Origin of the sequence: Cellulosimicrobium sp. SJTW-1 (assembly GCF_047716875.1) — a bacterium.
In the GTDB taxonomy this organism is placed as follows: domain Bacteria; phylum Actinomycetota; class Actinomycetes; order Actinomycetales; family Cellulomonadaceae; genus Cellulosimicrobium; species Cellulosimicrobium funkei.
In genome coordinates this window covers 1,814,057-1,833,750 of record NZ_CP136680.1, presented here as the reverse complement: position 1 = coordinate 1,833,750, position 19,694 = coordinate 1,814,057, and the positions used below count along the sequence as shown (strand labels likewise).

General features: G+C 74.0%; 20 protein-coding genes. 3 read left to right on the top strand and 17 right to left on the bottom strand.

Features of this window, described 5'->3' with window-relative positions; genetic code table 11:
• Positions 1 to 31: 31 nt before the first annotated feature.
• The 6 genes from RSE42_RS08310 to RSE42_RS08285 all read right to left on the bottom strand — a co-directional run bounded on the left by RSE42_RS08310 (position 32) and on the right by RSE42_RS08285 (position 4,529).
• Positions 32 to 778, bottom strand: coding sequence for an SseB family protein (locus tag RSE42_RS08310; protein ID WP_415298563.1), 747 nt, complete (start codon positions 776 to 778; stop codon positions 32 to 34).
• Positions 775 to 1,506 (bottom strand): bifunctional 1-(5-phosphoribosyl)-5-((5-phosphoribosylamino)methylideneamino)imidazole-4-carboxamide isomerase/phosphoribosylanthranilate isomerase PriA, encoded by a 732-nt coding sequence (gene priA / locus RSE42_RS08305; protein ID WP_024840654.1) that lies wholly within the window; start codon positions 1,504 to 1,506, stop codon positions 775 to 777. The genes RSE42_RS08310 and priA overlap by 4 nt, the downstream gene beginning before the upstream one ends.
• 83 nt (positions 1,507 to 1,589) lie before the next feature.
• Positions 1,590 to 2,264 carry an imidazole glycerol phosphate synthase subunit HisH gene (gene hisH / locus RSE42_RS08300; protein ID WP_086151276.1) on the bottom strand — a complete coding sequence of 225 codons (675 nt, stop codon included), beginning with the start codon at positions 2,262 to 2,264 and terminating at the stop codon, positions 1,590 to 1,592.
• Entirely contained in the window at positions 2,261 to 2,773 is a 513-nt protein-coding gene (locus RSE42_RS08295; protein WP_415298560.1) for a hypothetical protein, read from the bottom strand. Before RSE42_RS08295 ends, hisH begins: the two co-directional genes overlap by 4 nt.
• Entirely contained in the window at positions 2,770 to 3,369 is a 600-nt protein-coding gene (gene hisB, locus RSE42_RS08290; RefSeq protein WP_021482124.1) for an imidazoleglycerol-phosphate dehydratase HisB, read from the bottom strand. Before hisB ends, RSE42_RS08295 begins: the two co-directional genes overlap by 4 nt.
• Entirely contained in the window at positions 3,366 to 4,529 is a 1,164-nt protein-coding gene (locus RSE42_RS08285; protein WP_085388080.1) for a histidinol-phosphate transaminase, read from the bottom strand. The genes hisB and RSE42_RS08285 overlap by 4 nt, the downstream gene beginning before the upstream one ends.
• A 302-nt stretch (positions 4,530 to 4,831) precedes the next feature.
• Between RSE42_RS08285 and adhP the strand changes: the two genes are divergently transcribed.
• Positions 4,832 to 5,854, top strand: a complete 1,023-nt coding sequence (gene adhP / locus RSE42_RS08280) for an alcohol dehydrogenase AdhP (RefSeq protein WP_415298861.1) — start codon at positions 4,832 to 4,834, stop codon at positions 5,852 to 5,854.
• A 360-nt stretch (positions 5,855 to 6,214) separates the two neighbouring features.
• On the top strand, positions 6,215 to 8,482 hold the full coding sequence (locus tag RSE42_RS08275; protein ID WP_415298859.1) for a RecQ family ATP-dependent DNA helicase: 2,268 nt from the start codon (positions 6,215 to 6,217) through the stop codon (positions 8,480 to 8,482).
• Positions 8,483 to 8,509: 27 nt separating this feature from the next.
• Here the strand turns inward: RSE42_RS08275 and RSE42_RS08270 are convergent, their stop codons facing one another.
• Together RSE42_RS08270 and hisD are read right to left on the bottom strand one after the other, a co-directional pair.
• Positions 8,510 to 9,019, bottom strand: coding sequence for a GNAT family N-acetyltransferase (locus tag RSE42_RS08270; RefSeq protein WP_415298559.1), 510 nt, complete (start codon positions 9,017 to 9,019; stop codon positions 8,510 to 8,512).
• Positions 9,016 to 10,341: a histidinol dehydrogenase gene (gene hisD, locus RSE42_RS08265; protein WP_034652906.1), complete on the bottom strand. Its 1,326-nt coding sequence runs from the start codon at positions 10,339 to 10,341 to the stop codon at positions 9,016 to 9,018. Before hisD ends, RSE42_RS08270 begins: the two co-directional genes overlap by 4 nt.
• A gap of 136 nt (positions 10,342 to 10,477) precedes the next feature.
• Here hisD and RSE42_RS08260 point away from each other — a divergent pair, with 136 nt between their 5' ends.
• On the top strand, positions 10,478 to 10,714 hold the full coding sequence (locus tag RSE42_RS08260) for an RNA-binding S4 domain-containing protein (protein ID WP_034652908.1): 237 nt from the start codon (positions 10,478 to 10,480) through the stop codon (positions 10,712 to 10,714).
• 28 nt (positions 10,715 to 10,742) lie between these two features.
• Here the strand turns inward: RSE42_RS08260 and RSE42_RS08255 are convergent, their stop codons facing one another.
• The 9 genes from RSE42_RS08255 to RSE42_RS08215 all read right to left on the bottom strand — a co-directional run bounded on the left by RSE42_RS08255 (position 10,743) and on the right by RSE42_RS08215 (position 19,598).
• Entirely contained in the window at positions 10,743 to 11,147 is a 405-nt protein-coding gene (locus RSE42_RS08255; RefSeq protein ID WP_074810060.1) for a pyridoxamine 5'-phosphate oxidase family protein, read from the bottom strand.
• 197 nt (positions 11,148 to 11,344) lie between these two features.
• A complete protein-coding gene (dnaE, locus tag RSE42_RS08250) occupies positions 11,345 to 14,881 on the bottom strand; it encodes a DNA polymerase III subunit alpha (protein WP_144722847.1) in 3,537 nt (1,178 codons plus the stop codon).
• A gap of 98 nt (positions 14,882 to 14,979) precedes the next feature.
• Positions 14,980 to 15,501, bottom strand: a complete 522-nt coding sequence (locus RSE42_RS08245; RefSeq protein ID WP_144722846.1) for a GNAT family N-acetyltransferase — start codon at positions 15,499 to 15,501, stop codon at positions 14,980 to 14,982.
• Entirely contained in the window at positions 15,498 to 16,427 is a 930-nt protein-coding gene (locus RSE42_RS08240; protein ID WP_043655591.1) for an RluA family pseudouridine synthase, read from the bottom strand. Before RSE42_RS08240 ends, RSE42_RS08245 begins: the two co-directional genes overlap by 4 nt.
• Positions 16,424 to 17,110, bottom strand: coding sequence for a signal peptidase II (locus RSE42_RS08235; RefSeq protein WP_415298555.1), 687 nt, complete (start codon positions 17,108 to 17,110; stop codon positions 16,424 to 16,426). Before RSE42_RS08235 ends, RSE42_RS08240 begins: the two co-directional genes overlap by 4 nt.
• Positions 17,111 to 17,169: 59 nt before the next feature.
• Positions 17,170 to 17,631: a TraR/DksA family transcriptional regulator gene (locus RSE42_RS08230; protein WP_021482712.1), complete on the bottom strand. Its 462-nt coding sequence runs from the start codon at positions 17,629 to 17,631 to the stop codon at positions 17,170 to 17,172.
• Positions 17,632 to 17,769: 138 nt separating this feature from the next.
• Positions 17,770 to 18,444: a DivIVA domain-containing protein gene (locus RSE42_RS08225; RefSeq protein WP_034652912.1), complete on the bottom strand. Its 675-nt coding sequence runs from the start codon at positions 18,442 to 18,444 to the stop codon at positions 17,770 to 17,772.
• 226 nt (positions 18,445 to 18,670) lie between these two features.
• The gene (locus RSE42_RS08220; RefSeq protein ID WP_021482710.1) at positions 18,671 to 18,961 is read right to left on the bottom strand and encodes a YggT family protein; all 291 of its coding nucleotides are present in this window, start codon (positions 18,959 to 18,961) and stop codon (positions 18,671 to 18,673) included.
• 151 nt (positions 18,962 to 19,112) lie between these two features.
• Positions 19,113 to 19,598, bottom strand: a complete 486-nt coding sequence (locus RSE42_RS08215; RefSeq protein WP_034652914.1) for a cell division protein SepF — start codon at positions 19,596 to 19,598, stop codon at positions 19,113 to 19,115.
• Positions 19,599 to 19,694 lie beyond the last annotated feature (96 nt).

Genomic DNA, 19,694 nt, shown 5'->3' with positions numbered 1-19,694 from the left:
CCGCGCGGGCGGTCCGGGTCGGAGGGCCGCCTCAGTCGGCCCGGCCGACGCGGAGCTCGAGCCCGTCGACGCGCTCGGACACCACCGCGTCCGTCGCGAGCGCGGCGTTGACCTGCCCGAGCACGGCGTCGAGACCGGCGCGGTCGAGGCCGGCGTCGATGCGCAGGACCACCGCGACCTCGGCCCGGCGGCCCGGCTCGGCCCAGACGCGCGCGACGTGCGGCACGCCCGCGAGCGACCCCTGCACGGCGGCGAGCACCTCCGGCACGACGACTCCGTCGACGACCGCGGGCGACCAGTCCTTGCCCTGCGCGAGCGCCCACACGGCCGGGCGCGGCACGAGCGCCGTGACCGGTCCAGCCGGGTCGAGCACGAGCAGCGACCAGTCCTCGCTCACGGCGGACAGCGCCGCGCGGCGCGCGTCCACCGGCACCGGCCGCGCGCTCGCGCGCCACGCCGCCATCGCCGCGACGGACGTGAACACGGGCAGCGCGCGGCGCCCGTCCGGCGCCTCGATGGCGACGACCCCGGCCGACGCCTCCTTGTCGACCGTGTGCCCGTGCTCGCCCTCGCCCGCGCTCTCGAGCTCGGCGAGGATCGGCACGAGCACGCGCGTCTCGCCGAGGCGCGCGACGACGTCGGACAGCGAGGCCGAGCCCGCGGCGTACGCGTCGAGGAGCGCGGCGAGCGCGGGGTCGGCCGATCCGTCGTCGCCCGCGAAGCCGGAGGACGGCGGGAGCGCCTTGCCCGGGCCTGCGGCCTCGTGGTCGGTCGTCACGGCCGACCCGCGACGTCGAGCGCCTGCGGGAGCGTGAACGCGCCCGCGTAGAGGGCCTTGCCCACGATCGCGCCCTCGACACCGGCCGGCACGAGCGAGCGCAGCGCCTCGAGGTCCTCGAGGCTGGAGATGCCGCCGGACGCGACGACGGGCGCCTCGGTGCGCGCCGCGACGTCGCGCAGCAGGTCGAGGTTCGGGCCGCGCAGCGTCCCGTCCTTGGTCACGTCGGTGACGACGTACCGGGCGCACCCGGCGGCCTCCAGGCGGTCGAGGACCTCCCACAGGTCGCCGCCCTCCTGCGTCCACCCGCGCGCGGCGAGCGTGGTGCCGCGCACGTCGAGCCCGACGGCGATCGCGTCGCCGTGCTCCGCGATGACCTTCGCCGTCCACTCGGGGTTCTCGAGCGCCGCGGTGCCGAGGTTGACGCGGCGCGCGCCGGTGGCGAGCGCGCGCTCGAGCGACGCGTCGTCGCGGATGCCCCCGGACAGCTCGACCTGCACGTCGAGGCGCGCGACGACGTCGGCGAGCAGCTCCGCGTTGGAGCCGCGGCCGAACGCGGCGTCGAGGTCGACGAGGTGGATCCACTCCGCGCCGCCGGACTGCCAGTCGAGCGCGGCGGCGAGCGGGTCGCCGTACGAGGTCTCGGAGCCCGCCTCGCCCTGGACGAGGCGGACGGCCTGGCCGTCGGCGACGTCGACGGCGGGGAGCAGCACGAGGCGGTCGGTCACGAGGGTCTCCATCGGTGTAGGCGGTGGCGCGTCGCTCGCGCCGGGTGGTGCGCGCCGGGCGGTCTGCCTCGGCGCGCGGACGGTCAGAGCGAGCGGACCCAGTTCTCCAGCAGGGTCGCGCCGGCGTCGCCCGACTTCTCGGGGTGGAACTGCGTCGCGGACAGCGGGCCGTTCTCGACGGCCGCGACGAAGCGGCCACCGTGCTCGGACCACGTGACGAGCGGTCGCCGGACGGGCGAGTCCGCCGGGAGGTCCTGGCCGGTCGTGAACGACCGGGCCGCGTAGGAGTGCACGAAGTAGAAGCGCTCGTGCTCGACCCCGCGGAACAGCACGCTGCCCTCGGGCACGTCGACGGTGTCCCAGCCCATGTGCGGCACGACGTCGGCCTCGAGACGGTCGACGAGGCCCGCCCACTCCCCGAGCCCGTCGGTGAGCGTCCCGTGCTCGTCGCCCTGCTCGAACATGACCTGCATGCCCACGCAGATCCCGAGGACGGGCCGCCCGCCGGCGAGCCGCCGGCCGACGATCTCGTCGCCCCGCACGCCGCGCAGACCGGTCATGACCGCGGCGAACGCGCCGACGCCCGGGACGACGAGCCCGTCCGCGTCCTGCGCGCGCGCCCGGTCCGCCGTCAGCTCGACGTCCGCGCCGACGCGCTCGAGCGCGCGCACGGCCGAGCGGACGTTGCCGAACCCGTAGTCGAGCACGACGACGGACGGGCGGCGGGCGGTAGACGCCGCCGCGGTGGGCTCGGTCATGCGCCGTCCTTCCGTGCGCGCCGCGCCGCCGACGTGAGCAGGCGCATCGCCTTCCAGCGGGAGATCGACGAGCTCGCCACGACGCCGTCCTGGTCGGCGAGCGTCGTCGTGCCGGTGAGCAGGTCCTCGAGCGACTCGGGCGCACCGCCGAGCACGAGGCCCGGCGCGAGGGTGTCGCCCTGCACGCCGTCCGCCCAGCGCGTCATCGTGAGCTGCTCGCCGCTGCGCTCGACGAGCACGAGCGGCACGCCCTTGACGAGGGTCGTCAGGGCGGCGGCCGCGTGCGCGGGCGCGTCGCCCGCGGGGTCGCGCAGCACCGCCACGGCACCGGCGTCGGTCGGCACGACGTCCGCCTCGACCTGCGCGAGCGAGCACGCCGCCGCGAGCGGCTCCGCGCCCGCGATCTGCGTGATGAGCGCCACGAGGTCGGGGACCGCCGAGGCCGTCAGCGACGAGAGGTCGTCGGGGATCTCGACGCCGTCCAGCGCGTCGTCGTCGTGCGTGCTCACAGGGCTCCCTTCGTGGACGGGACGCCCTCGACGCGCGGGTCCGGCGCGACGGCGGCGCGCAGCGCCCGGGCGAGCGCCTTGAACTGCGCCTCGACGATGTGGTGCGGGTCGCGGCCCGCGAGGACGCGCACGTGGATGCAGATGCCCGCGTGGTGGGCGATCGACTCGAGCACGTGCCGCGTGAGCGACCCCGTGAAGTGCCCGCCGATGAGGTGGTACTCCTGCCCCTCCGGCTCGCCCGAGTGCACGAGGTACGGCCGCCCGGACACGTCGACGACGGCGAGCGCGAGGGCCTCGTCCAGCGGGACCGTCGCGTCGCCGAAGCGCCCGATGCCCACCTTGTCGCCGAGCGCGACGCGCAGCGCCTCGCCGATCGTGATCGCGACGTCCTCCACCGTGTGGTGCGCGTCGATGTGGGTGTCCCCCGTCGCGACGACCTTGAGGTCGATGAGCGAGTGCTTGCCCAGCGCCGTGAGCATGTGGTCGTAGAACGGGACGGTCGTCGAGATCTCGGTCCGTCCGGTCCCGTCGAGGTCGAGCTCGACGAGCACGCTCGACTCGGACGTCGCGCGCTCGATGCGCGCGGTGCGCTTCACAGTCCTGCCACCTCCACGAGGGCCTGACGGAAGGCCCTCATCTCGTCGCCGGTGCCGATCGACACCCGCAGCCAGCCGTCGGGACCAGTCTCCCGGATGAGCACGCCCCGCTCCAACAACGCCGCCCAGACCGCGTGCCGGTCCGCGAACGTGCCGAACAGGACGAAGTTGGCGTCGGACTCCGCGACCTCGACCGGACGACCGTCCGGGTGCCGCAGCGAGCGCAGCCACGCGACGGTCTCGTCGCGGCGCTCGCGCAGCGCGGAGACCTGCGCGAGCAGCTCGCCCGAGTGCGCGAGCGCCGCGCGCGCGACCGCCTGCGTCACGGCCGACAGGTGGTACGGCAGGCGCACGACGCGCAGCGCGTCGACGAGCTCGCGCGACGCCGCGAGGTACCCGACGCGGGCGCCCGCGAGCGCGAACGCCTTGGACATCGTGCGCGTCACCGCGAGGTTCGGGTAGCGCTCGAGCAGCTCGAGCGCCGACGGCGTCCCGGCGCGCCGGAACTCGCCGTACGCCTCGTCGACGACGACGACGGCGGGCGCCTCCTGCCCGCCGGGGAGCGGGACGCGCACCGCGAGCGCCGCCTCGCACACCGCCTCGACGGTCGCGGCAGGCAGCGCCGTGCCGGTCGGGTTGTTCGGGCTCGCGAGCAGGACGACGGACGGCTGCTCGCGCGCGATCACCTCGCGGGCGTGCTCCGGGTCGAGCGTGAAGTCCTCCGCGCGGCGCCCGACGACCCAGGCCGTGTGCGTGTCGCGCGCGTACTCCGGGTACATCGAGTACGTCGGCGCGAAGGAGACGGCCGTGCGCCCCGGGCCGCCGAAGGCCTGCAGAACGTGGAGCATGATCTCGTTCGAGCCGTTCGCCGCCCAGAGCTGCTCCGCCCCCAGCACGACGCCCGCCTCCGTCCCGAGGTAGGCGGCGAGGTCGGTGCGCAGGCCGAGGAAGTCGCGGTCGGGGTAGCGGTTCAGCCCGGTGGCGGCGTCGTGCACCGCGCGCGTGATGGTCGCGACGACGGCCTCGCTCGGCGCGTGCGGGTTCTCGTTGACGTTGAGCAGGACCGGGACGTCGAGCTGCGGCGCACCGTACGGCTCGACGCCGGCGAGCTCGGGGCGCAGCGGGAGCAGGGGTCGTCCCGCGACGGAGGGTGGGGTCACCCCGACAGTCTACGAAGCGTGGGCGCGCGGCCGCCCGTGACGTCCGGCACGCGGGCACCCGGGGCGACCTTCTGACGGCGGCCGCCCGGGACGGTCGGCGCGGTCGGCGCGCGGTCGACCAGGACGGTCGGCCTCGCCGACGAGAGGCGGAGGTCCCGACCTGGACGGACGTCGGTCGCCGGTCCGGCCGTCCGGGGCGCCGGAGCGGCGGCGCACGCGTAGCGTCGAGAGGGAAGGGAGGACCGTCGGCACGGTCCCCCGGCCCCTCTCCCCGAGAAAACGAGGTGATCTCCGTGCCCGCCATGCGTGCCGCCGTCGTCCGCTCGTTCACCGACCCGCTGGTCGTCGAGGAGCTCGACGTCCCGTCGCCCGGGCCCCACGAGGCCCTGGTCAAGGTCGACTACACCGGCGTGTGCCACACGGACCTGCACGCCGCGCACGGCGACTGGCCGGTCAAGCCCGCTCCCCCGTTCGTGCCGGGCCACGAGGGCGTCGGCACGGTCGTCGCGGTCGGTGACCAGGTCACGCGCGTGCGCGTGGGCGACACGGTCGGCAACGCCTGGCTCTGGAGCGCGTGCGGCGAGTGCGAGTACTGCGAGACGGGCTGGGAGACGCTGTGCCCGCAGCAGAAGAACGGCGGCTACTCGGTCGACGGCTCGTTCGGCCAGTACATGCTCGTCGACTCGAGGTACTGCCCGGTGATCCCGGACGGGGTCGACCTCTCCGCCGTCGGGCCGATCCTGTGCGCCGGCGTCACCGTCTACAAGGGGCTCAAGGTCACGGACACCCAGCCCGGCGAGTGGGTGCTGGTCTCGGGGATCGGCGGGCTCGGGCACATCGCGGTGCAGTACGCGGTCGCGATGGGCCGCCGCGTCGCCGCGGTGGACGTCGACGACGAGAAGCTCGCGCTCGCGCGCAAGCACGGCGCGGAGGTGACGGTGAACGCGGCGACGTCGCCCGACGCGGCGGCCGAGATCCGCGAGCAGACGGGCGGCGGCGTCCACGGCGCGCTCGTCACCGCCGTCAACGCGCACGCGTTCCCGCAGGCCGTGGAGGCGCTGCGCCGCGGTGGCACGGTCTCGCTCGTCGGCCTGCCGCCGGAGAAGTTCCCGCTCGACATCTTCACGACCGTCCTCTTCGGCCTGACCGTGCGCGGGTCGATCGTCGGCACGCGCAAGGACATGGCCGAGGCGCTCGACTTCTTCGCGCGCGGCAAGATCACCCCGACGTACACCGTGCGTCCGCTCGACGACATCAACGCGATCTTCGCCGAGATGGAGGAGGGCCGGATCGACGGGCGCGTCGTCATGGACATGCGCTCCTGACGTCGCGCCGCTGCCGCTCGCGTCGTCCCGGCCCGTGACCCCCGACCGGGTCGCGGGCCGGGGCTGTGCACGACGGCCCGAGGGTCGGCGGGTGCGCCTACGATCGTGCGGGTGAGCCCCACCGACCCGTACGCCGACCTGCCCTTCGACCCGGCCGACGAGCCGCCGCTCGACGAGCCCGCCGACCCGTTCGGCGACCCGTGGGCGGGGACGGCGCCGGAGGCACCGGCGACCGCGGCTCCCGCCGCGCGCACGGCCGGCGGCGCGGGCGCGGACGCTCGCGGCGGCGACCCCGCGCCCGACCCCGCGCCCGTTCCGGCGGCCGGCGGCGGCGAGGCCGCCAAGCGCGCCAAGCTCGCCATGCTGCGCGGCCTCCTCGACGGGCAGTCGCTGCGCGAGGACGCCGAGACCGCGCTGCGCGCCCTCGTGGGGCGCGACGACGCGAAGCTGCGCGAGGACCAGTGGCGCGCGATCGAGGCGCTCGTGGCGTTCCGCCGTCGTGCGCTCGTCGTGCAGCGCACCGGGTGGGGCAAGTCGGCCGTGTACTTCGTCGCGACCCGGCTGCTGCGCGACCGCGGCGCCGGTCCGACGGTGATCGTGTCCCCGCTCCTCGCGCTCATGCGGGACCAGATCTCGGCCGCCGCGCGCGCCGGGATCAAGGCGGTGACGATCAACTCCGCGAACGTCACCGAGTGGGACGACGTCCACCGCGCGATCGCGGACGGCGAGGTCGACGTGCTCCTGTGCTCGCCGGAGCGGCTCAACAACCCCGGCTTCCGCGACGAGGTCCTCCCCCGGCTCGCGGCGGACGCGGGCCTCGTCGTCATCGACGAGGCGCACTGCATCTCGGACTGGGGCCACGACTTCCGGCCGGACTACCGGCGCATCCGCACCCTGCTCGCCGACCTGCCGCCCGGCATCCCGGTGCTCGCGACGACCGCGACGGCGAACGAGCGCGTGACCGCCGACGTCGCGGAGCAGCTCGGTGTCACGGCGGCGCACGCCGCGGGCCGGGCCGCGGGCGATGTCGCGGGCGGGACGGCCCACGAGGACGTGCTCGTCCTGCGCGGCGGCCTCGACCGCGAGTCGCTGCACCTCGCCGTGCTGCGCCTGCCCGACCAGCCGACGCGCGTCGCGTGGCTCGTCGAGGCGCTCCAGGACGTCGACGGCTCGGGGATCGTGTACTGCCTCACCGTCTCCGCCGCCGAGCAGGTCGCGAGCCAGCTCCGCGCCGCCGGTCTCGCCGTGGCGTCGTACACGGGCCAGACGGACCCCGCCGAGCGCGAGCGGCTCGAAGAGGACCTCAAGGAGAACCGCGTCAAGGCGCTCGTCGCGACCTCCGCGCTCGGGATGGGCTTCGACAAGCCGGACCTGGCCTTCGTCGTCCACCTCGGGGCGCCGAGCTCGCCGATCGCGTACTACCAGCAGGTCGGGCGCGCGGGCCGTGGCGTGGACTCGGCCGTCGTGGTGCTCCTGCCGGGCGAGGAGGACCGCCGCATCTGGGAGTGGTTCGCGTCCACCGCGTTCCCGCCGCAGGACCAGGTGCGGGCGACCCTCGACGCCCTCGGCGCGGGCGGCACGCAGTCCGTCGCGCAGCTCGAGACGCAGGTCGACCTCAAGCGGTCACGCCTCGAGGGGATGCTCAAGGTGCTCGACGTCGACGGCGCGGTCCGGCGCGTCAAGGGCGGCTGGGAGGCCACGGGCGAGCCCTGGACGTACGACGCCGAGCGCTATGCGCGCGTCGACGCCACGCGCTCGGCCGAGCAGCAGGCGATGCTCGACTACGAGGCCACCGACGGGTGCCGCATGGCGTTCCTGCGCGCCGCGCTCGACGACCCGGAGCTCGAGGACGGGTGGCGGTGCGGCCGCTGCGACACGTGCGGCGGCGTGACGCTGCCCGCACTCCCCGACGCGGAGGCCGTCGCCGCCGCGCGCGCCGACATGGACCGCCCCGGCGTCGAGGTCGTGGCCCGTCGGCAGTGGCCGAGCGGCATGGACCGTCTGGGGCTCGACCTGCGCGGGCGCCTGGGTGCGGACGAGCTCACCGAGACCGGGCGCGCGGTCGCGCGCCTCGACGGGCTCGGCTGGTCCGCGCCGCTGCGCGAGCTCTTCGCGGCCACGACGCCCGACGGCGACACCCCCGTCGCGCTCCGGCGCGCCGCCGCGCGCGTCCTCGACGACTGGGCGGAGCTCTACGAGTCCGCCCCGCAGCCGGACCCGGAGACCGGGGTCGATGACAACTCTCCTGACGGCACAGCCCCGGCCGAACGGTGGCTCCTCGTGGACGGCGTCGTCGCGGTCCGCTCCGCGACGCGCCCGCGGCTCACGTTCCACCTGGCGAACGGGCTCGCGAGCTATCTCGGCAAGCCGCTCATCGGCGCGGTCGGCCCGGTCCCGGGCCGCGAGGAGCCGGGCCGGCACGACGTGAACTCCGCGACGCGCCTCGCGGGCGTCGCGAGCCGCCTCCAGCTCGAGCTGTCGGACGCCGCGCGCGCGGGGCTCGCCGGCCGCCGCGTGCTGCTCGTCGACGACTACACCGAGTCGGGCTGGACCCTCACGGTCGCGGCACGCCTGCTGCGCCGCGCCGGGGCGGCGGCGGTGCACCCGTTCGTGCTCGGGGTGCGCTGACGCGGACGCGCCAGACACCGGGCCGCGTCACCAGCGCAGGCGCAGCTCGGTGTACGTCGTGTCCACGAAGCCGAGCGAGCGGTAGAGCGGCTCGCCCTCCGGCGTCGCGTGCAGGGACACGGAGTCCGCGCCCGCCGTGCGGGCCCAGTCGAGCGCCGCTCCGACGCACGCGCGCCCGAACCCCCGGCCGCGGTCGGCCGGGTGCGTGCAGACGTTCGACAGGTGCGCCGTCGTGCCGCGCGGGTTGCGCGCCGACGGCGCGGACCGGTGCAGCTCGACGAGCGCGCACGCCGCGAGGCGTCCCGGTGCGTCGACGACGAACGCGACGACGTCGGGAGTCCCCAGACCCGCGGCGAACCACGCGCGCGCCCGGCCCTGCCACGTCGGGTCCTCCGCGCCGGGCTCGCCCATCGCGCGCATGAGGTGCACGCGCAACGACACGAGGTCGGCCGCGTCGCGCGGGACGGCACGCCGCACCCGCACGACGGCGTCCCGCGCGGAGACCCCGTGCGGCGCGCCGGACCGACCGGCGGTCACAGGAACCGCGCCCGCACCGCCTCGCCGTGCGCCGGGAGGTCCTCGTCGTTCGCCACGGCGACGATCCGGTCCGCGAGGTCCTCGAGGGCGTCGCGGTCGTACTCGACCACCTGGACGGCCTTGACGTAGCTGTGCACGCCGAGCCCGCTGGAGAAGTGCGCGCAGCCGCCCGTCGGCAGGACGTGGTTCGAGCCGGCCATGTAGTCGCCGAGCGAGACCGGCGACCAGGGCCCGACGAAGATCGCCCCCGCGCTCGTGACGCGCTCGGCGAGCTCGGCCGCCCCCGCGGCCTGGATCTCCAGGTGCTCCGCGCCGTAGGCGTCCACCACCTGCAGCCCGTGCTCGAGGTCGTCGACGAGCACGATCGCGGACTGCGGGCCCGCGAGCGACTGCGCGACGCGCTGCGCGTGCTTCGTCGCGGTCACGAGGTCCGCGAGGCGCGCCTCGACCGCGGCGGCGAGCTCGACCGACGGGGTGACGAGCACCGCGGCGGCCAGCGGGTCGTGCTCCGCCTGGCTGATGAGGTCGGCCGCGACGTGCCCCGGGTCCGCCGAGGCGTCGGCGAGGACTGCGATCTCGGTGGGGCCCGCCTCCGCGTCGATACCCACGACGCCTCGCACGAGCCGCTTGGCCGCCGCGACGAAGACGTTGCCGGGGCCCGTCACCACGTCGACCGGCTCGCACAGCACGTCGCCGTCCTGCGGCTCGCTGCCGGCCGCGCCGTACGCGAACATCGCGACCGCCTGCGCCCCGCCGACGGCGTACACCTCGTCGACGCCGAGCAGCGCGCACGCGGCGAGGATCGTCGGGTGCGGCAGGCCGCCGCTGTCCCGCTGCGGCGGCGACGCGACGGCGAGGCTCGGCACGCCCGCCTCCTGCGCCGCGACGACGTTCATCACGACGGACGACGGGTAGACGGCCAGGCCACCGGGGGCATAGAGCCCGACGCGGCGCACGGGCACCCACCGCTGGCGGACCTGGGCGCCCGGCGCGACCTGGACCGTGAAGTCCTGCGGGCGCTGCGCCGCGTGCACGAGCCGGACCCGGCGGATCGACTCCTCGAGCCCTGCCCGGACCTGCGGGTCGAGCGCCGCGAGCGCCGCGGCGATCTCGTCGGCCGGGACCCGCAGGTGCTCCGGCCGCACACCGTCGAAGCGCTCGGCGTACTCGCGCAGGGCCTCGGCCCCGCGCGTCCGCACCGCCTCGAGGATCGGCGCGACCCGATGCGCCGCGTCCTCCACGCCGACCTCTGCGCGCGGCAGGGCCTCGGCGAGCTCGCGTGCGGACAGGGAACGCCCTCGGAGATCGATGCGGGAGATCATGCGACGAGTCTAGGAGCCCGGGAGGTCCGCGACGAGCGCGTTTCGCCCACCGGTCGTCCCGGCGGCCGCCCTGCGCCGGCGCGTTCTCGTCGGGAGTCGTGTCGTCGCGGCACGCGGCGCCGGGGAGAATGGCGTCATGAACGCCTCCGACGACGCCCGCCCGGTCGAGATCTCCGACGACGTCATCCGCCTCGGCCAGTTCCTCAAGCTCGCCGGGCTCGCCGAGTCCGGCGCGGAGGCGCGCGAGCTCGTCACCGAGGGCGAGGTGCGCGTGAACGGCGAGGTGGACACGCGCCGAGGCCGCCAGCTGCACCGCGGCGACGTCGTCACGGTGGACCGGCCGCAGGGCGGGGAGAGCGCGACCGTCGCCTGAGCGGCGGGTACGAACTCGTCGGGCGAGGTCAGGCCATGTACGTCGAGGCCATCACCTTGTCCGGCGTGAGGCGCAGCACCACGCGCTCCGGCTTGGGCGTCAGCGGGCGGTAGCGGCGGGCGTATCGCGCGACGGCGTCCGCCACCTCGTCCGCGTCCTCGACGACCTCGATCGTCCCCTCGAGCGTGAGCCACCGCCCGCCGTCGACCTGGCACACCGCGGCGCGCGGGTGCGCCCCGTCCGGGCCGGTCCGGCGGGCGTTGCGCGCCTTCACCGACCCGCGGTTCGTCGTGATCCGCACGACGCCCGCGTCCGGGTCCCAGGTGAACGCCACCGGGACGACGTGCGGGCTCCCGTCCTCGCGCAGGGTCGTGAGCGTGGCCAGGTGCCGCTCGGTGACGAAGACGCGCTGCTCGGGGTTGAGTCGGATCACGCTCGCGAGTCTAGGCGCGGCCCGCCCGGCACCGGCCGGAGCCGTCTCGTGCCGGTGGTCACACGGCGCCGCCGACGAGCCGCCGCGGGTGCGCCGTCCTGGGTGCGTCGCAGCGCGGGCAGGACGGCACCGCCCGGGCGGTGGCACCGTCTGCGCGGCGGGACCGTGCGCAGTGCCGGACCGACGGCGTCGGCGTGTCAGAGCAGGCAGGACGGCCCGAGCAGCGCCTTGAGGTCGCCGAACAGCGCCGGCGACTTCTCGACCCGCAACCCGTCGCCCGCGCGGACGACCGTGGTCTTGCCGGGCTCGAGGACCTGGACGTGCACCTCGGCCGAGCCGGGGTGCGTCGCGAGGACCTCGCGCAGACGCAGGATGATCGGCTCGACGCAGCGCGTGTGCGAGACCTTCACGGCGAGCGGCGACTCCGCGCCCACGGTGATGTCCGGGAGCGAGACCTCCATCGCCTGGAGCTGCATCGTGTCGTCGCGCCGACGCACGCGCCCGCGCAGGACCACGACCTGGTCCTCGGCGAGGACGGTCGAGTACGCGAGGTACGTCTCGCCGAAGAACATGACCTCGACGGCGCCCTCGAGGTCCTCGATGGTCACCGCCGCCCACGGGTTGCCGTTCTTGCTCATCTTGCGCTGGAGCGACGTCACGAGGCCGGCGATCGTCACGGTGGAGCCGTCGGGCCGGCCCTCGTCGGCGAGGAGGTTCGCGATCCCGGTGTCCGCCGCGCGCGTCAGCACGTGCTCGAGACCGGACAGCGGGTGGTCGGACACGTACAGGCCGAGCATCTCGCGCTCGAACGCGAGGCGCTGCTTCTTGTCCCAGTCCGGGAGGTCCGGCACGTCGACGGAGAACGACATGCCGTCCTCGGCGTCGGCGCCCCCGAAGTCGGCGAAGAGGTCGAACTGCCCCTCGGCCTCCTTGCGCTTGACGCTGATGACCGAGTCGACGGCCTGCTCGTGCACGACGAGCAGGGCGCGCCGCGCGTGGCCGAGCGAGTCGAACGCGCCTGCCTTGATGAGCGACTCGATGGTGCGCTTGTTGCACACCACGGCCGGCACCTTGTCGAGGAAGTCGGTGAACGACGTGAACGCACCCTTCTCCTCGCGCGTGCGGATGATCGCGTCGACGACGTTCGCGCCGACGTTGCGCACGCCCGTGAGACCGAAGCGGATGTCGCCGCCCACCGCGGTGAACTTCGCCGCCGAGTCGTTCACGTCCGGCGGGAGCACGGTGATGTGCATGCGCCGGCACTCGTTGAGGTAGAGGGCCAGCTTGTCCTTGTCGTCGCGCACGCTCTGCAGGAGCGCCGCCATGTACTCCGTCGGGTAGTTCGCCTTGAGGAACGCCGTCCAGTACGCCACGAGGCCGTACCCGGCGGAGTGCGCCTTGTTGAAGGCGTAGCCCGCGAACGGGACCAGCGTGTCCCAGACCGCCTGGATCGCGGCGTCGGAGTACCCGCGCTCCCGGCAGCCCGCCTGGAACGGCACGAACTCCTTGTCGAGGATCTCCTTCTTCTTCTTGCCCATCGCGCGCCGCAGCAGGTCGGCCTGTCCGAGCGAGTACCCGGCGAGGATCTGCGCGGCCCTCTGGACCTGCTCCTGGTAGACGATGAGGCCGTAGGTCTCGTCGAGGATCTCCGCGAGGGGCTGCTCGAGCTCCGGGTGGATGGGCTCGATCTTCTGCAGCCCGTTCTTGCGCAGCGCGTAGTTCGTGTGCGAGTTCATGCCCATCGGGCCCGGGCGGTACAGCGCGATGACGGCCGAGAGGTCGTCGAACTTGTCCGGCTTCATCTGGCGCAGGAGCGCGCGCATGGGGCCGCCGTCGAGCTGGAACACGCCGAGCGTGTCACCGCGCGCGAGCAGCTCGTACGACGCCTTGTCGTCGAGCGTGAGCGACTCGATCTCGATCGGGTCCTTGCCGTTCATCTCGATGTTCTCGAGCGCGTCGTCGAGGATCGTGAGGTTCCGCAGCCCGAGGAAGTCCATCTTGATGAGGCCGAGGCCCTCGGACGTCGGGTAGTCGAACTGGGTGATGACCGCGCCGTCCTGAGGACGGCGCATGATCGGGATGATGTCGATGAGCGGGTCGCTCGACATGATGACGCCCGCCGCGTGCACGCCCCACTGCCGCTTCAGCCCCTCGATACCCCGCGCGAGCTCGACGACGCGCTGCGCCTCCGGGTCGGTGTCGTGGAGCTGACGGAACTCCGCCGCCTCGGAGTACCGCTCGTGCTTGGGGTCGAAGATCCCCGACAGGGGGATGTCCTTGCCCATCACGGCCGGCGGCATCGCCTTGGTGAGCTTCTCCCCCATCGCGAAGGGGAAGCCGAGGAGCCGCGCCGAGTCCTTGAGCGCCTGCTTGGCCTTGATGGTGCCGTAGGTGACGATCTGGGCGACGCGGTCGTCGCCGTACTTCTCCGTGACGTACCGGATGACCTCCCCGCGCCGACGCTCGTCGAAGTCGACGTCGACGTCGGGCATCGACACACGCTCGGGGTTGAGGAACCGCTCGAAGATCAGCCCGTGCTCCAGCGGGTCGAGCTCGGTGATGCCCATGAGGTAGGAGGCCATGGAGCCCGCGGCCGAGCCACGGCCCGGGCCGACGCGGATGCCCTGGTCCTTGGCCCAGTTGATGAAGTCGGCGACCACGAGGAAGTACCCCGGGAAGCCCATCTGGATGATGACCTCGGTCTCGTACTGCGCCTGCTTGCGCGCCGCGTCCGGGATGCCGTTGGGGTACCGGCGGTGCAGCCCGCGCTCCACCTCCTTGACGAACCAGCTCGTCTCGTCCTCGCCCTCGGGGACGGGGAACCGCGGCATGTAGTTCGCCTTCGTGTTGAACGACACCTCGCACTGCTCGGCGATGAGCAGCGTGTTGTCGCACGCCTCGGGGAGCTCCGCGAAGACCCGGCGCATCTCGGCCGCCGACTTCACGTAATAGCCGGTGCCGTCGAACTTGAACCGGTCCGGGTCGTCGAGCGTCGAGCCGGAGTTGATCGCGAGCAGCGCCTCCTGGCTGGAGGCGTCCTCCTCGCGCACGTAGTGGAGGTCGTTCGTCGCGACGAGGCGCGCGCCGATGGTCTCCGCGAGGCGCAGGAGGTCCTTCGTGACCCGCGTCTCGATGTCGATCCCGTGGTCCATGAGCTCGACGAAGAAGTTCTCGCGGCCGAAGATGTCCTGGAGCTCGCCCGCCGTCCGCACCGCCTCGTCCCACTGGCCGAGGCGCAGGCGCGTCTGGATCTCGCCCGACGGGCACCCGCTCGTCGCGACGAGGCCCTTGCCGTAGCGCTGGAGGAGGTCGCGGTCCATGCGCGGCCACTTGCCCATCTGCCCCTCGAGCGACGCGAGCGACGACGCCCGGAACAGGTTGTGCAGACCCTCGTTGTCCTTCGCGAGCAGCGTCATGTGCGTGTACGCACCGCGCGCCGAGACGTCGTCGGACTCCTGCCCCTGCTGCCCGAACCGCACGCGGGTCTGGTCGAACCGGCTCGTGCCCGGCGTGACGTACGCCTCGACGCCGATGATCGGCTTGATGCCCTTCGCCTGCGCCCGCGACCAGAACTCGAACGCCCCGAACACGTAGCCGTGGTCCGTCGTCGCGATGGCCTTCTGCCCCAGGCGCTCGACCTCGTCGAACAGGTCCCCGATCCGGGCCGCGCCGTCCAGCATCGAGTACTCGGTGTGGACGTGGAGGTGGACGAAGTCCTCAGTCGCGGTGGGCATGCACCGATCTTAGGCGTGCCCCACCGACACTCCCGCGAGGTCGCGGCGGGTCGTGCGGCACGTCACGTGGACGACCCGCGGCGCCCCGCCGAGACCGATCAGACGTCGGTCGTGAGGGTCTTGGCGGCGTCGCGGTGGTCGATGCCCGCGTCGAGGTAGACAGGCCCGGACACGGCGTACCCGAGCCGCTCGTAGAAGCCGATCGCCTGGACCTGGGCGGAGAGGAGCACGCGCACGGCGCGGCGTCCGTCCGGTCCGGGGACCGCGTGCTCGGCGAGCGCGACCCCCTCCAGCGCGCGCATCACCGCGGCGCCCGCGCCGGTGCCCCGCGCGACCGCGGCGACCGCGACCCGGCCGACGTGCACCTCTCCCGGGTGCGCGGGGTCCGTGAGGAGCCGGCCCGTGCCGACGACCTCCCCGCCCCGCTCGCGGTCCCGGACGAGCACGTGCGTGGTCGTCCCCGCGGTGTCCAGGTCGTCGATCTCCTCCTCGACCGGGACGCCCTGCTCGTCGACGAACACCGCGAGCCGCAGCGCGTGCGCGGCGGCCAGCCCGGCGTCGTCGACCACGCGCTCCACGGCGAGGCGGGCGTCGCCCGGTCCCGAGGCGGTGACGGTCATGCGTACGCCCCGCGCAGCACCTCGAGCGCGTGCGCGAGGTCGTCCGGGTACTCGCTCGTCAGCTCGAGCCACTGCCCGGTCGTGGGGTGCTCGAACCCGAGGCGCATCGCGTGCAGCCACTGGCGCGTCAGGGACACGCGCGAGGCCAGCACCGGGTCGGCGCCGTACGTGAGGTCGCCGACGCACGGGTGCCGCAGCGCGGAGAAGTGCACCCGGATCTGGTGCGTGCGACCCGTCTCGAGGTGCACCTCGACGAGGGACGCGGCGGGCAGCATCTCGAGCACCTCGTAGTGCGTGACCGAGGGCTTGCCCTCCGCCGTGACGGCGAACTTCCAGTCCGCGCTGGGGTGCCGCCCGATCGGCGCGTCGATCGTCCCGGTGGTGGGCTCGGGGTGACCCTGGACGAGCGCGTGGTAGACCTTCTCGACCGTGCGCTCCTTGAAGGCGCGCTTGAGCGCGGTGTACGCGACCTCGCTCTTCGCGACGACCATGAGCCCCGAGGTCCCGGCGTCGAGGCGGTGCACGATGCCCTGGCGCTCCGCGGCGCCCGACGTCGAGATCCGGTACCCCGCGGCCGCGAGGGCGCCGACGACGGTCGGGCCCGTCCAGCCCGGCGACGGGTGGGCCGCGACGCCGACGGGCTTGTCGACGACCACCAGGTCGTCGTCGTCGTGCACGATGCCCATGCCCGGCACGGGTTCCGCGACGACCTCGACGGCGGGCGCGGCGTCGGGCACGTCGACCTCGAGCCACCCGCCCGGGACGAGCCGGTCGGACTTGCCGACCTCGCGTCCGTCGAGGCGGACGGCGCCGCCCGCGGCGAGCTCGGCGGCCCGCGTCCGCGAGAGGCCGAGGAGCCGGGACAGCCCGGCGTCGACCCGCTCGCCGGCGAGGCCGTCGGGCACCGGGAGCGACCGGAGGCTCACCGCGCCCCCTCGTCGTCGGTCCGCGTGGCGGTCGGCTCGGGTGCGGGCCCGGACGTCGGCTCGACGGCGTCGTCGGCGCTCGTCCCGGGGTCCGCGTCGTCGCCGCCGTGGCGCGTCCCGTCCAGCCCGATGCCGAGCACCGACAGGACGGCGATCATCACGGCCGCGGCCACGATCGCGATGTCCGCGACGTTGCCCACGAACCAGTTCGCGTAGGCGATGAAGTCGACGACGTGCCCGCGCGCGAAGCCGGGCTCGCGGAAGAAGCGGTCGACGAGGTTGCCGAGCGCGCCGCCCAGCAGGAGGCCCAGCGCGACGGCCCACGCGCGCGAGCCGATGCGGCTCACCATGCGCACGATGACGACCACGACCGCGACCACGACGATGGTCAGGAGCCACGTCATGCCCGTCGCGATGGAGAGCGCCGCGCCCGGGTTGTAGATGAGCCGCAGGCCGAGCAGGGACCCCACGAGCGGGATCGTGTCGTCGCCCAGCATGAGGCTCGACTCTGCCCACCACTTGGTGAGCTGGTCGAGCACGAGGACGAGGACGGCGAGGACGACGGTCCACACGACCAGGACGCGTCGCGGACCGCGCCGGACGGCTCCTGCGGAGGGGTCGGCGGGCGCCTGCGGGGAGGCGTCGGCGGGGTCGGTGGGCTCGGGGCGCGCAGAGGTGGACATCGGCGGCAAGTCTGCCACGTCGTCGCCCCGGTCGACGCGGCCCCGCGACGGCCCGGTGCTCAGCGCCGCTCGGCGCGCTGCTTGGCCTCGACGGAGAGGTTCGCGCGCGGGAACGCCTGCAGGCGCGCCTTGCCGATCGGCAGCCCGGTCTCCTCGCACGTCGCGTACGTGCCGGCCGCGATGCGGTCGAGCGCGTGCGACGTCTGCGCGAGGAGGTCGCGCACGTTGTTGACGAGCGTCAGCTCCTGCTCGCGCTCGAGGGCGCTGGACCCGGAGTCTGCCTGGTCGTCGCCGGCACCGTCACCGGAGTGTCGCAGGAGGTTCGACAGCTCCTCGTCCGCGACGGCGAGCTCCCCCTCCAGCCGCTCCTTCTCGGCCAGCAGCTCCGCGGCGAGCTCCTCGGCCTCCCGCAGGGTCCAGGGCTCCTCCCCGTCGCGCACGGGGAAGGACTTGACGTCCTTCGCGAGGTTCGGGAAACGGTCGCGCACGGCCGAACGGGCCGCGGTGGTGAGCTTGGTCATGTCGCCCCTCCAAGTTCGAGTCACGCGAGAGTAGACGCAGCGGCCGGTACGCACAACACACCACGCCGGTCCGCCGAGGCGGGAGAGAAGGCGCAGGTGCGTGGCGTACCGGCCGCTGCCGGACGGTCGACGCAGGTGCTAGATGCCGGGAGCCAGGTCGCTCGTGCGGCTCGCCCCGCCGACGTTGCTGCGCGGCGGGAGGGCGCTGCCCCGGTTGTCCAGGTCGCCCAGCAGGTTCTGCAGGTAGCTCTTGAGACGCGTGCGGTAGTCGCGCTCGAAGATCCGCAGCTCGTCGATCTTGCGCTCGAGGAGCGAACGCTCCTGCTCGAGCTGCGAGAGCGTACGGTGCGAGGTCTCCTCGGCCTCGCGCACGATGCGCGAGCCCTCCTCCTTGGCCTCCGCGATGAGGCGGTCGCCCTCCTCCTGGCCGGAGCGCACGTAGTCGTCGTGCAGCTTCTGGGCCAGCTGGAGCATGCCCGTCGCCGACTCGGGCTCCGCCGCGTTCTTCGTGACGACGGCCTGCGAGATCGGGGCGGGGCGCACGGGCTCCGGCTCCGGCTCGGGCGCCTTCGGCGTCTCGACGACGGGGGGCTGCACCGCAGCGCTGGACGCGTCGGCCCGGCTGAGCTCGGCGAGACGACGCTCCGCCGCAGCGAGCTTCGACTTGAGGTCCTCGTTCTCCTCCTGCACGGAGTTGAGGGTCCTCACCACCTCGTCCAAGAAGTCGTCGACCTCTTCGACGTCGTAGCCCTCGCGGAACTTCGTCGCCGAGAACTTCTTGTTCAGGATGTCCTCTGCAGTGAGCAGTGCCATCGGTTCACCTCATAGCGTTTGCGTGTCGGTCCGGGCGACCTCGCGATCACCAGACTCCAAAGTAGCGGACATTGCCCTCAGGGGCGGGTGCAGCCGCGCCGTCGCGCGCCGTCGGAACCGTGCCGACGGCGTGCAGCGTGCGCGGGCGTGCGGTGGGGGTCGGGGCGAACCGGACGTAGCGGCCCGGTACGGGCCGTCCGGACACCCTGGTCGGGTGACGTGCGTCTCAGAGCGAGGACACGATCTGCGCCGCGATCGTCACCGCGAAGAACAGGATGATGAACGCGAGGTCGAGGCGCACCTGACCCAGCGAGAGCGGCGGGATGAGCCGGCGCAGCGCGCGCAGGGGCGGGTCCGTCGCCGAGTAGATCACCTCGGCGAGCACCAGCAGGACCCCCCGGGGCCTCCAGTCGCGCGCGAAGAACTGCACCCAGTCGAACACGAGCCGACCGATGAGCAGCAGCAGGTAGAGCCAGAGCAGGAATCCGACGATGCCTGTGATGAGGTCCCAGATCACGGGTCAACTGTGCCAGACGCACCGCCCCCGGCCCCGCCGGGGACACGCGCTACGCCCAGGGCGGACGCGCAGGAGGGACGGGCGCGTCACCGCGCCCGTCCCTCCGTGCGTGCGGCGCGTGCTCGGCGGGTGCACCGCGCCGCGCGCACGCTCAGCTCTGGTTGTAGAAGCCCGCGCGACCGGGGGCCGGCGCGGCGGCCTGCTCCTCGCCGGTGATCTCGACGTGCTCGGGCGAGAGCAGGAACACCTTGTTGGTGACGCGCTCGATGGCCCCGTGCAGCCCGAAGATGAGGCCCGCGGAGAAGTCGACGAGGCGCTTCGCGTCCGCGTCGTCCATGTCCGAGAGGTTCATGATCACGGGGGTGCCGCCGCGGAACGCCTCGCCGATCACGCGCGCGTCGTTGTACGACCGCGGGTGCACCGTCGTGATCCGCCGCAGCTCGGCCGCCGACATGCTCGTCTGCGGCACCTCGCGCGGCCCGAGCGCGCGGTGCAGCGGCGTCACCGGTGCCTGGTAGTCGTGCGCCACGTCAGCCCCCGTCTCGTCGAGCTCGTCGACGTACTCGTCCTGCTCGTCCTCGCCGCGATCATCAGCGAGGCCCAGATACAGCATGGTCTTGCGCAGCGCTCCCGCCATGGGCCTTGCTCCGTCCTCGATCGATCCTCGGTCCACCGGCCGTCGGACCGGTGCGTTCACGCTAACCGAGGGTGCGCGGCGAGCCCCGGACGACAC

Excerpts from the sequence above, each read along its gene's own strand:
- adhP (WP_415298861.1), top strand. The coding sequence starts at position 4,832 with ATGCGTGCCGCCGTCGTCCGCTCGTTCACCGACCCGCTGGTCGTCGAG.
- hisH (WP_086151276.1), bottom strand. The coding sequence starts at position 2,264 with ATGACCGAGCCCACCGCGGCGGCGTCTACCGCCCGCCGCCCGTCCGTC.
- dnaE (WP_144722847.1), bottom strand. The coding sequence starts at position 14,881 with ATGCCCACCGCGACTGAGGACTTCGTCCACCTCCACGTCCACACCGAG.
- RSE42_RS08230 (WP_021482712.1), bottom strand. The coding sequence starts at position 17,631 with ATGACCAAGCTCACCACCGCGGCCCGTTCGGCCGTGCGCGACCGTTTC.
- RSE42_RS08260 (WP_034652908.1), top strand. The coding sequence starts at position 10,478 with ATGAACGCCTCCGACGACGCCCGCCCGGTCGAGATCTCCGACGACGTC.
- hisD (WP_034652906.1), bottom strand. The coding sequence starts at position 10,341 with ATGATCTCCCGCATCGATCTCCGAGGGCGTTCCCTGTCCGCACGCGAG.
- RSE42_RS08275 (WP_415298859.1), top strand. The coding sequence starts at position 6,215 with ATGCTGCGCGGCCTCCTCGACGGGCAGTCGCTGCGCGAGGACGCCGAG.
- RSE42_RS08215 (WP_034652914.1), bottom strand. The coding sequence starts at position 19,598 with ATGGCGGGAGCGCTGCGCAAGACCATGCTGTATCTGGGCCTCGCTGAT.
- RSE42_RS08245 (WP_144722846.1), bottom strand. The coding sequence starts at position 15,501 with ATGACCGTCACCGCCTCGGGACCGGGCGACGCCCGCCTCGCCGTGGAG.
- RSE42_RS08235 (WP_415298555.1), bottom strand. The coding sequence starts at position 17,110 with ATGTCCACCTCTGCGCGCCCCGAGCCCACCGACCCCGCCGACGCCTCC.
- RSE42_RS08225 (WP_034652912.1), bottom strand. The coding sequence starts at position 18,444 with ATGGCACTGCTCACTGCAGAGGACATCCTGAACAAGAAGTTCTCGGCG.